We start from the raw sequence: 13,436 nt of genomic DNA, 5'->3' as shown, positions 1-13,436 counted from the left end.
GAGTCTAGGGCGCCCCACCGACAAACGACCGCCGCCCCGGAAACGGGACCGGCCCCGCGCGCGGGGGATCTCGCGGGGATCTTCCCGATGCATGAGCCGGACAACTGTCTCACGCTCCGCAGGCATGCTGTCACACGGGCGGAATTCTGCATCAGGTCACGAAAATGTATCGGGCATATCGCCCATCAACCTTCACACGGGCCACACCAGTTGGCTACCGTCTCGGGCGGGCCGTACGACCCCCACCGGCGAACGTCGCCGGGCCGCGCGGCCTCCGCCGAGTCCGGTGTGCCCGCCACGGCACCTGGAGCCGGGGACCCAACCGACCTTGGGGTGAATCGGCCGAACCTCCCCCCGGAGAAGCGGCCGTAGGGCAACCCTTCCGAACCACCCGCCCGAACCCGACAGCTAACTCGGTAGGCGGAACATGGAAGGAGTCGCCTCCCTTGGCGTCGCACCGCAAGTCGCGCCCCGCGAGTTCCCTAGTAGCAGGCATACGCACCCCCGCCATCGCCACCGCCGCGCTCACCTCCGTGGCCCTGCTCTCCCAGACCGCCAACGCCACGCCCTCCCCCGGCGGCGACAAGCCGAGCATCGAGGAGGTCGAGAAGAAGGTCGACGACCTGTACCGCCAGGCGGAGTCGGCGACCGAGAAGTACAACGCGGCCAAGGAGAAGTCCGGCAAGCAGCGCAAGACCGTCGACACCCTGCTGGACGACGTGGCGCGGCGCACGGACAAGCTCAACAAGGCGCGTGAGGAACTGGGTACGTTCGCCGCCGCCCAGTACCGCACCGGGACCGCCGCGCCCGACACCGCCACCTTCCTGCTCTCGAACTCCCCGCAGGACTACTTCGACCAGACCCAGCTGATGGGCCGGATGACCTCGTGGCAGAAGGGCGCGGTCGACGACTACGTCACCCAGCAGTCGGCGACCATGAAGAAGCGGCAGGAGGCCGCCAAGAGCCTCCAGACGCTGACCGAGTCGCAGAACGAGCTGAAGACCGCCAAGGCCACCGTCCAGAAGAAGCTCTCCTCGGCTCGCGAGCTGCTGTCCACGCTGACGGCACAGGAGAAGGCCCGGCTCGCCGCGATCGAGAAGCAGAAGCAGGAGGAGGCCGCACGCCAGGCCGCGGCGCTCGCCAAGAAGCAGGCAGCCGAGGAGCTCGCGAAGAAGCAGGCGGCCGAGGAGGCGGCGAAGAAGGCCGCCGCCTCGAGCTCGTCGAGCTCGTCCAGTTCTTCGGGCTCCTCGGGCTCGTCCACCTCGACGGGGTCGACCGGCTCGTCCTCGGACTCCTCGTACGCCACCAAGGCCGCGAAGGCGATCGCCTTCGCCCGCGCCCAGATCGGCAAGCCGTACGTCTGGGGCGCCACCGGCCCCGACTCCTACGACTGCTCCGGCCTCACCTCGGCTGCCTGGCGGGCCGCGGGCGTCAGCCTTCCGCGTACCACCTGGGACCAGGTCAACGTGGGCACCACGGTCTCGCTCACCAACGCCGAGCCCGGCGACCTGATCTTCTTCTACGACGACATCAGCCACGTCGGCATCTACATCGGCAACGGCATGATGATCCACGCCCCGAAGCCCGGCGCCTACGTCCGCGAGGAGTCGATCTACTACGGCGGCGCGTCGATCATCCACAGCGTGGTACGGCCGGCGTGAGAGAGATCGGTGGGGCAGGGGCGCGAGCACCGCGGCCGTGGTGACGCGAGCGCCGCAGCCGTGGTGAACCGCGACCGCGCACGCACGCGCCCCTGTCCCCCACCCACGTGTCCCGCACCCGCGCGTTTTTCCCGGCACGCGCGCGCGTGCCCCGCTCGCAAGGCGCGCACGGCTCTTTAGCATCGGGCCCATGCCCGCCTCCTCACCCCTGCGCGCCTGGTGGAAGCGGCGCCCGCCGACGGCCGGGGCCGCCGTGATGGCGACCGGCATCGTGTCGGTCGGACTGCAACTGGCGGGGTACGAGGCCCTGTCCCTGATCGCCCTTGCGATGGCTTCGGTCGCCTGGCTGGCGCTGGCCGCGGACTTCGCCGTGGGGCTGCTGTGGCAGCGCAGACGCTGGGTGGCCGAGGCGCGGACACCGGGCGCGCTCACCGCCGTCGCCGCGACCGCGGTGCTGGGCACCCGTCTCTCCGCACTGGGCCGGCAGGGCCTGGCCGAAGCGCTGCTCGCCCTGTGCGCGGTGCTCTGGCCGGCGCTGCTCCTGCTCGTCGTACGGCACCTGCACCGGCGCATGCCGGGCACGGTGTTCCTGTGCTGCGTGGCCACGCAGGGGCTCGCCGTGCTCGGCGCCACGCTCGCCGCGGCCGAGGCGACGGCATGGCTCGCGCACGCGGCGCTCGTGCTGTTCTGGCTGGGGCTCGTGCTCTACGGGTTCGCCCTGGCCCGGTTCGACGTGCGGCAGGTGATCGAGGGGCCCGGGGACCAGTGGATCGCGGGCGGCGCGCTCGCGATCTCGGCGCTGGCCGCCGCGAAGCTGATCTCCGCCGACAGCGCGCGGCTGTACCTGTGGGACGACGACAACCTCGGCGTCCTGCGCGATACGGTCATCGCCCTGGTCGTCCTCGATCTGACCTGTTACGTCGTACTGCTGACCTCCGAGGTGGTGCGCCCTCGGCTGCGCTTCGACGTGCGCCGCTGGTCGACGGTGTTCCCGATGGGGATGACGGCGACGGCGGCGCTGTCGGTCGCGGCCGCCCTCGGCATCCCGTGGCTGGAAGGGCTCGGACGGGGGCTGGTGTGGATCTCCGTGGCCGTCTGGCTCGCGGTCGCCGCCGGTGCGGTCCGGTCGGCCGGCGCCGGGCTCAGGGCCGCGCGCTGAGCCCGGTCACGTCCACAGCACGGCGATGAAGATGTTCGTCATGGTCAGCAGGCCCACCAGCCCGAACAGGCGCTTGTCCGCCGTCTCCTCGTCCCGCTTCACATAGACGAGCCCGAGGATCACGATCAGCAGGGCCAGCTTCGCGCCGATCTTGACGACGTTGATGTCGTGGCCCTCGGCCTGGTGGAGGCCGACCAGGATCACGCCGGTGGCCAGCATGGTCAGCGCACCGTGCAGCATTGCGGGGACGAAGCGGGCGGTGCCCTTGCCCATCGCCTTCATCTGGGTGAGGAAGCCGCCGAGGAGCGCGGCGATGCCGATGATGTGCAGGCCGACGAAGAGATGGATGAGTATGTGCATGAGGCGGGAGCCTAATGCCCCCGCATATATGTGCCTCATAGCACCCCACCGCCCCCGTGCGCCACGGAACCACCGCTTCGGTCATCGCGCTGCGTGAAGACGACGGCTCCGAACCCCCATGACGGTCACATACGGTCACCGCTAAGCCCGATGCGGGCACTTCCATACATGACGTCACCGAGCCGACACGGTCAGGTTTAGCGTCCTCCACCAGGTGACCGGCTCCCCACCGCCGTCCGGACCAGGGGCGGCAGCCGGCCGCCTCCGCCGAGAAGGGTCCGGCGGTGGCCCGCTCCCCCCGTGCGGGCCGCCGCCGGACGCGTAGCCGGCCAGGTCGTACGGAAGGACGTGACGGTCGAGGTGGCAGTGCACCGAAGGCCCCGACAGCGCTCGCTGGGCGGCAGCACCGCCCGCACGGCCGTGACCATCGCCCTGGCGGGCGCGGCCACGGCAACGGGCTTCGAGGGGATCGGGCACGCCGAGCCGCAGCTGACACCGGCCCAGGTCAAGGCGAAGGTCGACAAGCTGTACCAGGAGGCGGAGGCCGCCACCGAGAAGTACAACGGCGCGAAGGAGAAGGCGGATTCGGCGCAGCGGCGGCTGAAGTCGCTGCGGGACGAGGCGGCCCGCAAGGAGCAGAAGCTCAACTCGGCGCGGGACGCGCTGGGTACCGTCGCGGCGGCGCAGTACCGCAGCGGTGGGCTCGATCCCACGGTGCAGCTGATGCTCTCCGGCAATCCCGACCGGTATCTGGAGGGCACGGCGCTGGCCGAGCGGGCGGGCGACCGGCAGTCCCAGACAGTGACCCGGGTGCGCAAGCAGCTCCGGGAGATCGAGCAGCTGCGCGGCGCCGCCCGTGTCGAGCTGGTGTCGCTCAGGTCACGGCAGGCCGAGCTGAAGCGGCAGAAGAAGACGGTCACCGGGAAGCTCGGCGAGGCGAGAGAGCTGCTGTCCCGGCTCACCCCGCAGGAGCGGGCGCGAGTCACGGACACGGCGGCTGCCACGGGCCACGCCTCGAGGTCGGCCTCGGACCCACGGGACGCCCTGACCGCCCTCGGCTCCGCCGCGGCCCCCGACTCCCGCGCCGCGGCGGCCGTCTCGTACGCCTACCAGAAGCTGGGCAGCCCTTACGTCTGGGGCGCGACCGGCCCCGACGCCTTCGACTGCTCGGGCCTCGCCCAGGCCGCCTACCGCTCCGCCGGCATCTCCCTCCCCCGCACCACCTACGCCCAGATCAACGCGGGCCGACGGGTCTCCCGCTCCGAACTCCGGCCCGGCGACCTGGTCTTCTTCTACTCCGGCATCAGCCACGTAGGCATCTACGTCGGCAACGGCCAGATGATCCACGCCCCGAACCCGTCGGCGCCCGTACGCCTGGCCCCGATCGACGAGATGCCGTTCGCGGGGGCGACGCGGGTGGTGTGAGGAGGCGTCAGAGAGAAGGCGTGACGTGTGGAACAACGGGGTCGGCCGCGGCGGGCATCAGCGCCTTTCACGGACCTCGCCGAGCCACAGTCGGCGTCCGAGATCGTCCAGTTCCTCCTTGCGTTCCTCGCACTCTGAAATGGCCTGTCGGAGAAGGGCCCAGTAGTCCGCTCCGTGCCCGGAGATCCTGATGTGAGCGAGTTCATGGGCGATGACGTAGTCGACCAGGTGAGCCGGGAATTTCCAGGTTCCAGTCGATGAACTGGGCGTGCACGGTCGAGCCGTGGTGGTGCTCCTCGTCGCCGGTGACCGGCGTTCCCTTGATCAGCCGACTGGTCACTTCGCCGTTGACCGTGACGAGCGAGGTGGTGGCCACGTTACGGGCTGTACGGCGCAGGTCGTCGATGGCGGCGTCCGTCCGCGTCCGTCATCCAGGAACCCCCGCCACCGGGCACCCGGTTGACGCGCCGGACGGCGGAGCGCAGGCGCTTCAACAGGAGCAGATCGCTGTACGCCCGTTCGTCCCCGGCGGGGTCCACCTTGCTGAGGTCGGTTCCATGGGCGTGCCGCCATCCCATCGCCTTCAGCTGGTCGATGATCGGCTGTTCCATCTCGTCCCGCTCGGCGGTGCCCCGCGTCATGTCCGCGCCCCTCCCCGTGCCCCGCGCCACCCCTCGGCCAACGGCTGTATGACCGTCGGCCGTTCCCCATTCTGCGATGTGTGGGGTGGGGGTGACACGAGCCTGTGGGGAGCTACGGCCGCGGGAATCCGACGGGACAGAATTTGGCTGGTTGTCGACGGTCGCGGGGACGGGCGGCGAGGGCGTCGCGAGCGAGGGTGACGGCGGTGTGGCGGTTCATCTCCACGCCGAGCTTCGTTGCGTGTGTGGTGGCTGTCGAGGGAGCGTGGGCGTCCTGTGTGACGGTACGGCAGCCCCGGCACAGGCCGCCGACGAAGGCCGCGGGGCGGCCCGGGACCCCGCACTCGGTGCACTCCGGCATGAGACGGCGGGGGCGCGCCATGCCGGGCACGGGCTCGCGCGTACTCCTCCGTCTGCAACAAGCCCGGAATGAGCAGCGGCTCGTAGCAGGAGAAGCTGATGGCCTCGGCCTCAATCGCCATGAACTCCTGCGACCGCGCCGGGAACGGCTCCGGTTTCAGGTACTCCTGGGCCGCGACGAGCTTCCCGCCCGCCCCGCACACCTGGTCAGCGATCTGCAGAAGCCGCAGAGTTGGCCGACGGTGGCCGTTCTCCGTCGACTTGACGTACTCGTAGTCGTAACCGACCTCCTTGGCCAGCGCCTCACGACCGATCCCGGCCTCCGCACGCCACATCTTGATCTGGCTGCCGCAGTACCGCCACGCGATCGGCGGCTGGGAGTTCACCTCGGTCGACACGCACACCTCCGCCGAATCCACGACGGGTACAACCACCAGCCGTACCCCCGCCGTTACTCGTGAGGCTACGTGCGACCCGGGACCGTGATCCCGCCAAACGTCAAAACATCAATGCAAGGATGAACGGCGCATGCACACCCCGTGGCCCCCACTGCCCACGACGGCGGCCCCGAAGGACATCGAGTGGCGCCTGCCGCGTCACGCCCGAAGCGTGGGCAGAGCACGCGCTCTGTTCCGCGAACAGGCGACGTCCTGGGGCCTCCCGCAGGACGTGACGGACACGGCGGAACTCCTACTGAGCGAGCTGATGACGAACGCGTACCGGCACGCAGAGGTCCCGGCCGGCCGCGAGATCTGGGCCAGGAGTCGTTCGGCACCCGTTCCTGGTTCGCTCTGATCGGCCCGCAGCCCTCCTCCTGTCGGGCACAGCGTAACGGTGTGATCGTAGGCGCGCCTACCGGATGGTCACACCAGCCGACGTGCCGTCGCCCACCGGGTCAGTTCGTGCCGGTTGGACAGCTGGAGTTTCCTCAGGACCGCCGAGACATGGGACTCGACCGTCTTCACCGAGATGAAGAGCTGCTTGGCGATCTCCTTGTACGCGTAGCCGCGGGCGATCAGCCGCAGCACCTCCCGCTCCCGCTGGGTGAGGCGGTCCAGGTCCTCGTCGACCGGCGGGGCGTCCGTGGAGGCGAAGGCATCGAGGACGAAGCCGGCCAGTCGCGGGGAGAAGACGGCGTCGCCCTCCTGGACACGGAAGACGGAGTCGACCAGGTCCGTGCCGGTGATCGTCTTGGTGACATAGCCCCGGGCGCCGCCGCGGATCACACCGATCACGTCCTCCGCCGCGTCCGACACGGACAGTGCGAGGAAGCGGACCGGCCGCTCGGTGTCGGCCATCAACGAGGCGCAACGGCGCAGCACTTCGACACCGCCGCCGCCCGGGAGATGGACGTCGAGGAGCACCACCTCGGGCCGGGTCGCGGTGATCACCGTGACGGCCTGGTCGACGTCCGCGGCCTCGCCGACGACCTCGACGCCGGTCTGCTCGGTCTGGCCGATCTCGGCCTGGACGCCCGTACGGAACATCCGGTGGTCGTCGACGAGGACCACCCGGACGCGACGCCCGGCCGCCGCGCCGCCGCCCTCCGCAGCTCCCGCCGTGCCGTTCGCCTCGGTCGCGTCGCTCATGACGTCTTCTCCGCCCTCTCCATCTCCAGCTCGACCTCCGTGCCGCCGTCCGGCGCCGACCGCAGCCGTGCCGTACCGCCGTTGCGTTCCATGCGGCCGATGATCGATTCTCTGACGCCCATGCGGTCGGCGGGTATCGAATCGAGATCGAAGCCCGGACCGCGGTCACGGACGGACACGAAGACCGTCCTGCCCTCGACTTCGGCGTAGACCTGCACGGCGCCGCCCTCGCCACCGTACTTGGCGGCGTTCACCATCGCCTCGCGCGCGGCCTGCATCTGTGCGGCGATCCGCTCGTCGAGGGGGCAGTCGCCGACCACGACGACCTCGATCGGGACGCCGTGCTTGTCCTCCACCTCGGCGGCGTTGCGCCGGACCGCGTCGGCGAGGCTGTCCGGTTCGTCGGCCTCGTCCTTGCCGGTGCCCTCGGGTTTGTACAGCCAGGTGCGCAGGTCGCGTTCCTGGGCGCGGGCGAGGCGGCGCACCTCGTTCGCGTTATCCGCGTTGCGCTGGATCAGGGTGAGGGTGTGCAGCACCGAGTCGTGGACGTGGGCGGCGACCTCGGCGCGCTCCTGGGCGCGGATACGCATCAGACGCTCCTCGGAGAGGTCCTGGGTCATCCGCACGAGGTACGGCCCGGCGAGCAGCGTTATGCCGACGAGGACCGCGAGGGCGGCCTGGAGGACCGAGCCGAGGTGGGCGGCGGAGCCCTGCAGGACGAAGATGCCGGAGACGCCCGCGGTGACGAGCAGGACGCCGCCGCCGGTGCGCAGCAGGGTCAGGGTGCGGCGGCGGCTGCCGACCTCGACCCAGCGGGCCCGGCGGGCGTTGTCCGCCTGGCGCCAGACCAGGGCTACGCCCGCGCCGACCAGGACGGCGGGCAGGAGGTACGCCTTGGCTCCGCTGCCCAGGTTGACGTTGCTGACGAAGACCATGGCCACGACGACCATGAGGAGCAGCGCGACGATCTGGCCCTTGTCGGGTTTGCGGGTGACGAGTCTGCGCCGGCCGTCCGGCGAGGTCTCCGTGCTGACCAGGGACGGCGGCTTCTGGCCGCCGACGCCGCCGACGCCGAGCGGCACGAAGAACCAGAACGCGGCGTACAGCAGCGCGCCGAGGCCGTCGGCCATGAGCAGGCCGACGAAGACCAGCCGCACCCAGATCACGGGCAGCCCGAGGTGCCCGGCGAGGCCCCGCGCGACACCACCGAGCCAGCGGCCGTCGCTGCTGCGGTAGAGCTTGCGCGGTGGCCGCGGGTCGTCGATGGGCGCTGCTGCGGCTTCCGGCATGCCATCGATGGTCACACGGGCGGAGTTGCGGAGCATCAGGGTCTACCCCCGAGACTCCCCTGATCTTCGAAAGTCCGGCCGTCGAACGCCTCCCCCGCACCGTCTCAGGGCCGATATCAGGGTTCACCCAGGGTCATTCCGACTGCCGCCCGGGCGGCACGCCCGTCACCATGGACACATGACAGATCACGAGCACGCCGCGACGGGTCCGGGACCCGGCCCCGGCCCGCGCCCCCGCCCCGGGCGCCGGGCCGACGGATGCCGCGCCCGCCGCGGACGTGACGGCGCCCGGCGAGGGCGGTGCCGTCGAATCCCCCCGCAGGTTCCGCCGCGACCGGCGGTACAAGATGATCTCGGGGGTGTGCGCCGGGCTCGGGCGGCACACCGACATGGATCCCGTGATATTCCGGATCACCCTCGCGGTGCTCGCCGCGGCGGGCGGGATCGGTCTCATCTTCTACGGCTTCGCCTGGCTCTTCGTGCCGTACGCGGACGAGGAGGAGAACGAGGTCCGCAAGCTGCTGACCGGGCGGGTCGACGGGCAGGCCCTCGCGGCCGTGCTGTTCGCGCTGGTCGGCTGCGGGGTGTTCCTGACGATGCTGAAGAACGGCGGGGTGCTCACGTTCGCCGTCGTCCTCTCCCTGCTGCTGGCCGGCGCCGGTTACTGGTCGCGGCGGCGCGGCGCCCCCGACCCCGATCCCCTGGCCGCGCAGGCCGTGGCCGACGCCCCGCCGGAGGCCCAGGCACCGCCGGTCCCCACCGCCTACCCCTCCTGGTGGCGCGACCCGATCGTCAAGGACGGCACGCACGTCGGCGGCACGGGCTATCTGTGGGGCCCCGGGGACTCGCGCGACCGGGACATCGCGGCGGCCGTCAACATCGGCCTCGGCAACTCCTGGACCAACCGCGCGGACATACGCACCCCGCACAGCGGGCCCCCACGGCCGCGCGGTCCGCGCTGGATCGGCGGCTGGGTCTTCCTGCTCGCCCTGCTGGCCGGCGGCCTGGGCAGCGCCGCGACCTGGAAGGGGCATCCGCTGGGCACCAGCCTGCAGGCCGGCCTGGCCTGTGCGCTCCTCGTCCTCGGCCTCGGCATCGCCCTCAGCGCGGTCCTGGGACGTACGGGCGCGGGGTCGGTGTTCCTGGCGATCGTCACGGCGGCACTGCTCGCCGGGGCGTCGGCCCTGCCCAAGGACATCACCACGCACTGGATGCGCACGTCGTGGAAGCCGGCCTCGGTAGCGGAGGTGCGGCCTAAGTACGACCTCGGCACCGGCGAGGGCACCCTGGACCTGACCCGGGTGCGCATCGCCAAGGGCGAGACGGTGGAGACCAAGGCCGCGGTGGGTGCGGGCCGGCTGCGGGTGATCGTGCCGGCGGACGCGACCGTACGGATGAGCATCGATGTGGGGGTCGGCGACATCCAGTTGCCGGGTGAGGACAAACAGGACGTGGACGTGGCACCGGGCAAGCACAAGGACGTGACGCTGATACCGGCGAAGGGCGGCAAGAACGCCGGGACGCTCGACATCGATCTCGAAGTCGGTGTGGGACAGGCGGAGGTGAGCCGTGCTGCGTCATGAGTTCCAGCCGGGACGGCTGGTCGCCGGTCTCTTCCTCACCGTCACGGGCGTCGTCTACGCCGGGGACGCGGGCGGTCTGTGGGAGACGCCCTGGTTCGCGGCCGTCCCCCTCGTCGTGGGCGGCCTCGGCCTGGCGGGCGCGGCGGCGGCCCTGGCCCGCCTCGTACGCGGACGGCGCGGTCCGGGCCGTACGAGCGCGGCGGAGACGGCCATCACCGGGCCCGACCTGCCGGGCTGACGACCACGCCCGACCTGCCGGGCTGTCGGGCTGTCGGTCACGCGAGGGGCTACGGGCTACCGGTAGCCCGCCGCCCGCTGCCGTCGCCGTGCGCGCAGCATCGAGTCGAGGGAGAGGTACGGGGTGCCGGCGAGGACGAGAGGCAGCCAGGCCATCAGATAGGCGAGGTCGTTGCCGTAGTAGTACGGGCTGTTGGCCCAGCTCACCGTCAGCCACAGGCTGAGCGAGATCAGCGCCCCGCCGAGCGCGGCGAGACGGCCGAACAGGCCGATCAGGACGCCGATGCCCACGGCCAGTTCACCGAAGGCGATGGCGTAGCCGAAGCCGACCGGGTTCTTCAGGGCCAGGTCGACCAGGGCCGGGATGGCGGAGGAGTCGCGGACCGCGCGCATGGTGTCGCCGATCGAGCCGGAGCCGCCCGACTTCATGAAGGCGCTGTCGGTCAGCTTGTCCAGGCCGGCGTAGATGAAGGTGACGCCCAGGAAGATGCGCAGAGGAAGGAGGGCATAGCGGGTGGCGGTGTCCCGCCAGTCGCGGTCGCCGTCGAGATAGGGGGTGTGCGTGTCCGTACGGATGCTGTGAGTCATCGTTCCTAGCCGCCTCTCGCCCGTGTGCAGAGACCCCTCAACAGACCTTACGTACGACAAATGGGTCCGGCTCAATCCTCTTGCGGAGGTTTTTCAGTCTCTTCGGTCAGCTCGAGCGAGCCGGGGTCCCGGTCGGTGATCCGCCGCTCTCAGTCCGTCACCTCGACCTCGCACCGGTTCGTGGCCACCCCCGCCGCGGTGATCACCTGCACCTGGACGCACCCGGGTTCCACGTCCGCGGGTACCGGCACCGTCAGGACCGTGTCCGAGGGGTTGCTGAAGCCGCCGGTGACGGGGATCAGGGGGACATGGACGTCGACCGCGCCGATGCGGACGACCATGCGGGAGAGGTGGTCGGCGGTCTGTGCGCCCGGCGGGACGAAGCAGGCGCCGCGGATCTCGATGTCGTCGCCCGTGCGGATCGGCCCGTCCAGATCGCCGGCCTCGCGGGCACGGACGACGGAGAGGATCACCGGGCGGCCTCCCTCCGCGTACTTGCCGGCCAGGTAGGTCAGGGCGGAGACCAGGACCAGCACCGTAAGGCCCCACGGCAGGTCGGGCAGCTGGTCGGGGCGGCGGGCCAGCCGTACGGCGGCGAACAGCAGGGCCACGGCACTGATCACGACGTACTGGATGTCGGCGAAGGCGCCCCGGCCGGAGTCGTCGGTGAGCAGGTCGGCCGCGCGCGGGCGGAGTGCGCGTACCTTCTGCAGCCGCTGGGCGTGGATCCGCAGGCCGACCACGCGCCGTACGAGAACCGCGATGCCGCAGACCACCGCGAGCACGGTCACCATGCCCGCGCCGCGGGCGAGTTCGAGCCCGGAGATGAGCGCGTCGCGTTCCGCGTGGTCGGAGGCCGCGGCGAGGCGGCCCGCCAGGACCAGGACCGCATAGGCCACGAGCAGCACCCAGGCCGCCGCCACGGTGCGCGAGGTGGACATCCGGTTGTCCTCGCCGATCACCGGCGCCAGCGCCCCGCCGCGCGCCCGGTGGAACCACGAGGCCCCGGTCAGGGCGCCGGCCACCAGCAGCGCGGCGAGCAGTCCGGCGGTGCGGGCGCTCGTCCAGCCCGCGCCGATCGCCGTCAGCGACTCCACCAGCAGCAGGAGGACGACAGCCGCCCACAGGACGCAGAGCGTGCGCTGCCACAGCCTCGCCAGCCAGACGTCACCCTCCGCCCGGCCGCGCTCGGCGACGGCCTCGGCGGACTGGGTCAACTCCTCGGACACCCACTGCCGGGAGGCGGAGGCGGAGTGGGCCACCGCCGCGGGCAGTCCCTGTCCGGCCGCGAACTCGTCGCGCTTGAGGAGGAATTCGGCGACGGCCCGCCGATGCCCCTCACGCGCCCCGTGCGGGCAGTCCCCGCAGGTGCAGCCACCCCCGTGGGCAGCCCCGCGCGCGCCTGCCCGCGCCCCCTGCCTCGCCTCCTGCACCGCCACGCCCGAAGCCCGCCTTCCCCATGACCCACGACCCGACACACGACCCGACCCACGCCCCGGGACACGGCCGGCGGCTTCCTCCGCGGAGACCGACTGTGACCGCGCAACTCCCATGCGACGAAAGCGAATTGTGCCCTACGCCACGTCGCGCCGGTCCGGCAGGTGGTCACCGCGGGTGAAGTGCGGGCCGCCGTGTTGACCCGGCTGGGAGAATTTCGGTATGGCCGAGATCATCCAGCGGGACGGGACCTGGGCCTTCGACGGCAGCACGGTCCGGATCACACCGGGACTCCACCGCTCGGTACCACTGTTCCGGCAGACGTACGGAGAGATCGCCGTACCCCTGGAGGCCGTGGCGGGCGTGGTCTACGAGCCCGAGCGCAAGCGCGGCCGGCTGCGGATGCGGCTGCGTGAGGGCGCGGATCCGCTGCTGCAGGCCACGGGCGGGCGGCTGCCGGAGCCGGCCGATCCCTATCGGCTGACGGTGGACCTGGACCGGTCCGGGGTGGCCGAGTACGTCGCCGAGGAGATCCGGCACGCGCTCCTCCTCGACCAGATTCCCAAGGAGCCCACCAAGGCCTATCTGCTGCCCGGCCCGCCGGTACCGGTCTCGGTGCGTTCCTCCGACGGCACGGTCTCCTTCGACGGGACCCAGGTCCGTATCGACTGGGCCGACACCTCGGAGCGGGTCAAGCGGGCCACCGGGCCCCGGATCATCAACGTCGTCGACCTGGCCCAGGTCGAGTGGCTGCCCAACTCCGGCTACGAGGACGGCCTTCTGCGGTTCGCGTTGCGCGAGACGGTGTTCTCCAGGCTGCCGCCCGAGCGGGACCCGTACGCCCTCGACCTGTGGGGCAGCGTCCGCCGCGATCTGCTCACCGCGCTGGTCGCGGCCGCGGTCACCGCGCGGCTGCCGCATCCGTCCACCCGGGCCGACGTCCCGTACGCCGACCGGGACCGGCCGACGGGTGCGGTGCCGCCGCCGGCCGACCACCACGACGTACTGCTGCGCCGGCTGCGGGAACTGGGCGAGCTGCACCGGGAAGGCGTGCTCACGGACGAGGAGTTCGCGATGACGAAGGCGGTCGTCCTGCGCGGGTTCTGA

At 71.4% G+C, this 13,436-nt stretch carries 15 protein-coding genes, 1 pseudogene and 1 riboswitch; of the genes and pseudogenes, 7 read left to right on the top strand and 9 right to left on the bottom strand.

Going from position 1 to position 13,436, the window contains the following annotated elements:
• Nucleotides 1-265: 265 nt before the first annotated feature.
• A riboswitch (cyclic di-AMP (ydaO/yuaA leader) is annotated at nucleotides 266-438 on the top strand.
• Nucleotides 439-446: 8 nt separating this feature from the next.
• Together N8I87_RS24530 and N8I87_RS24525 are read left to right on the top strand one after the other, a co-directional pair.
• Nucleotides 447-1,661: a C40 family peptidase gene (locus tag N8I87_RS24530; RefSeq protein ID WP_263211772.1), complete on the top strand. Its 1,215-nt coding sequence runs from the start codon at nucleotides 447-449 to the stop codon at nucleotides 1,659-1,661.
• A gap of 190 nt (nucleotides 1,662-1,851) precedes the next feature.
• Nucleotides 1,852-2,820, top strand: a complete 969-nt coding sequence (locus N8I87_RS24525) for a tellurite resistance/C4-dicarboxylate transporter family protein (protein ID WP_263211770.1) — start codon at nucleotides 1,852-1,854, stop codon at nucleotides 2,818-2,820.
• A 6-nt stretch (nucleotides 2,821-2,826) separates the two neighbouring features.
• Here the strand turns inward: N8I87_RS24525 and N8I87_RS24520 are convergent, their stop codons facing one another.
• Nucleotides 2,827-3,180, bottom strand: coding sequence for a hypothetical protein (locus N8I87_RS24520; RefSeq protein ID WP_263211768.1), 354 nt, complete (start codon nucleotides 3,178-3,180; stop codon nucleotides 2,827-2,829).
• A 360-nt stretch (nucleotides 3,181-3,540) separates the two neighbouring features.
• Here N8I87_RS24520 and N8I87_RS24515 point away from each other — a divergent pair, with 360 nt between their 5' ends.
• The gene (locus N8I87_RS24515; protein ID WP_263216630.1) at nucleotides 3,541-4,605 is read left to right on the top strand and encodes a C40 family peptidase; all 1,065 of its coding nucleotides are present in this window, start codon (nucleotides 3,541-3,543) and stop codon (nucleotides 4,603-4,605) included.
• A 57-nt stretch (nucleotides 4,606-4,662) separates the two neighbouring features.
• Here N8I87_RS24515 and N8I87_RS24510 read toward each other — a convergent pair whose 3' ends face one another.
• Genes N8I87_RS24510 through N8I87_RS44445 form a run of 4 tightly spaced genes read right to left on the bottom strand, consistent with a single transcriptional unit; the run spans nucleotide 4,663 to nucleotide 5,992 of the window.
• A complete protein-coding gene (locus tag N8I87_RS24510; protein WP_263216629.1) occupies nucleotides 4,663-4,797 on the bottom strand; it encodes a hypothetical protein in 135 nt (44 codons plus the stop codon).
• A 10-nt stretch (nucleotides 4,798-4,807) separates the two neighbouring features.
• A complete protein-coding gene (locus tag N8I87_RS24505) occupies nucleotides 4,808-4,981 on the bottom strand; it encodes a hypothetical protein (RefSeq protein ID WP_263211766.1) in 174 nt (57 codons plus the stop codon).
• 1 nt (nucleotide 4,982) lies between these two features.
• Nucleotides 4,983-5,246: a hypothetical protein gene (locus N8I87_RS24500; protein WP_263211765.1), complete on the bottom strand. Its 264-nt coding sequence runs from the start codon at nucleotides 5,244-5,246 to the stop codon at nucleotides 4,983-4,985.
• Complete coding sequence (locus tag N8I87_RS44445) at nucleotides 5,243-5,992, bottom strand: Scr1 family TA system antitoxin-like transcriptional regulator (RefSeq protein WP_411577387.1); 750 nt, start codon at nucleotides 5,990-5,992, stop codon at nucleotides 5,243-5,245. The genes N8I87_RS24500 and N8I87_RS44445 overlap by 4 nt, the downstream gene beginning before the upstream one ends.
• A gap of 142 nt (nucleotides 5,993-6,134) precedes the next feature.
• Here N8I87_RS44445 and N8I87_RS24490 point away from each other — a divergent pair, with 142 nt between their 5' ends.
• On the top strand, nucleotides 6,135-6,401 hold the full coding sequence (locus N8I87_RS24490; RefSeq protein WP_263211763.1) for an ATP-binding protein: 267 nt from the start codon (nucleotides 6,135-6,137) through the stop codon (nucleotides 6,399-6,401).
• A gap of 68 nt (nucleotides 6,402-6,469) precedes the next feature.
• Here the strand turns inward: N8I87_RS24490 and N8I87_RS24485 are convergent, their stop codons facing one another.
• Nucleotides 6,470-7,195 carry a LuxR C-terminal-related transcriptional regulator gene (locus N8I87_RS24485; protein WP_263211762.1) on the bottom strand — a complete coding sequence of 242 codons (726 nt, stop codon included), beginning with the start codon at nucleotides 7,193-7,195 and terminating at the stop codon, nucleotides 6,470-6,472.
• A complete protein-coding gene (locus N8I87_RS24480) occupies nucleotides 7,192-8,484 on the bottom strand; it encodes an ATP-binding protein (protein WP_263211761.1) in 1,293 nt (430 codons plus the stop codon). The genes N8I87_RS24485 and N8I87_RS24480 overlap by 4 nt, the downstream gene beginning before the upstream one ends.
• Nucleotides 8,485-8,662: 178 nt before the next feature.
• Between N8I87_RS24480 and N8I87_RS24475 the strand changes: the two are divergent.
• Together N8I87_RS24475 and N8I87_RS24470 are read left to right on the top strand one after the other, a co-directional pair.
• Nucleotides 8,663-10,067: pseudogene (locus N8I87_RS24475) on the top strand (PspC domain-containing protein).
• Nucleotides 10,054-10,305: a hypothetical protein gene (locus N8I87_RS24470; RefSeq protein WP_263211760.1), complete on the top strand. Its 252-nt coding sequence runs from the start codon at nucleotides 10,054-10,056 to the stop codon at nucleotides 10,303-10,305. The pseudogene N8I87_RS24475 and the gene N8I87_RS24470 overlap by 14 nt, the downstream one beginning before the upstream one ends.
• A gap of 56 nt (nucleotides 10,306-10,361) precedes the next feature.
• On the opposite strand, the gene N8I87_RS24465 is transcribed toward N8I87_RS24470, so the two are convergent.
• Together N8I87_RS24465 and N8I87_RS24460 are read right to left on the bottom strand one after the other, a co-directional pair.
• Entirely contained in the window at nucleotides 10,362-10,892 is a 531-nt protein-coding gene (locus N8I87_RS24465) for a DoxX family protein (RefSeq protein ID WP_263211758.1), read from the bottom strand.
• 149 nt (nucleotides 10,893-11,041) lie between these two features.
• Nucleotides 11,042-12,331: a hypothetical protein gene (locus N8I87_RS24460; RefSeq protein ID WP_263211756.1), complete on the bottom strand. Its 1,290-nt coding sequence runs from the start codon at nucleotides 12,329-12,331 to the stop codon at nucleotides 11,042-11,044.
• A gap of 220 nt (nucleotides 12,332-12,551) precedes the next feature.
• Between N8I87_RS24460 and N8I87_RS24455 the strand changes: the two genes are divergently transcribed.
• Complete coding sequence (locus tag N8I87_RS24455) at nucleotides 12,552-13,436, top strand: DUF4429 domain-containing protein (protein WP_263211754.1); 885 nt, start codon at nucleotides 12,552-12,554, stop codon at nucleotides 13,434-13,436.

Source organism: Streptomyces sp. HUAS 15-9, from assembly GCF_025642155.1.
Lineage (GTDB): Bacteria > Actinomycetota > Actinomycetes > Streptomycetales > Streptomycetaceae > Streptomyces.
The sequence above is the reverse complement of the archived record's forward strand: the minus strand, read 5'-3'. Positions and strand labels throughout refer to the sequence as shown.

Bases quoted from the DNA above. Each gene is read 5' to 3' on its own strand.
- N8I87_RS24525 (WP_263211770.1), top strand. From the start codon at position 1,852: ATGCCCGCCTCCTCACCCCTGCGCGCCTGGTGGAAGCGGCGCCCGCCG.
- N8I87_RS24520 (WP_263211768.1), bottom strand. From the start codon at position 3,180: ATGCACATACTCATCCATCTCTTCGTCGGCCTGCACATCATCGGCATC.
- N8I87_RS24500 (WP_263211765.1), bottom strand. From the start codon at position 5,246: ATGACGCGGGGCACCGCCGAGCGGGACGAGATGGAACAGCCGATCATC.
- N8I87_RS24490 (WP_263211763.1), top strand. From the start codon at position 6,135: ATGCACACCCCGTGGCCCCCACTGCCCACGACGGCGGCCCCGAAGGAC.
- N8I87_RS24485 (WP_263211762.1), bottom strand. From the start codon at position 7,195: ATGAGCGACGCGACCGAGGCGAACGGCACGGCGGGAGCTGCGGAGGGC.
- N8I87_RS24480 (WP_263211761.1), bottom strand. From the start codon at position 8,484: ATGCCGGAAGCCGCAGCAGCGCCCATCGACGACCCGCGGCCACCGCGC.
- N8I87_RS24465 (WP_263211758.1), bottom strand. From the start codon at position 10,892: ATGACTCACAGCATCCGTACGGACACGCACACCCCCTATCTCGACGGC.
- N8I87_RS24455 (WP_263211754.1), top strand. From the start codon at position 12,552: ATGGCCGAGATCATCCAGCGGGACGGGACCTGGGCCTTCGACGGCAGC.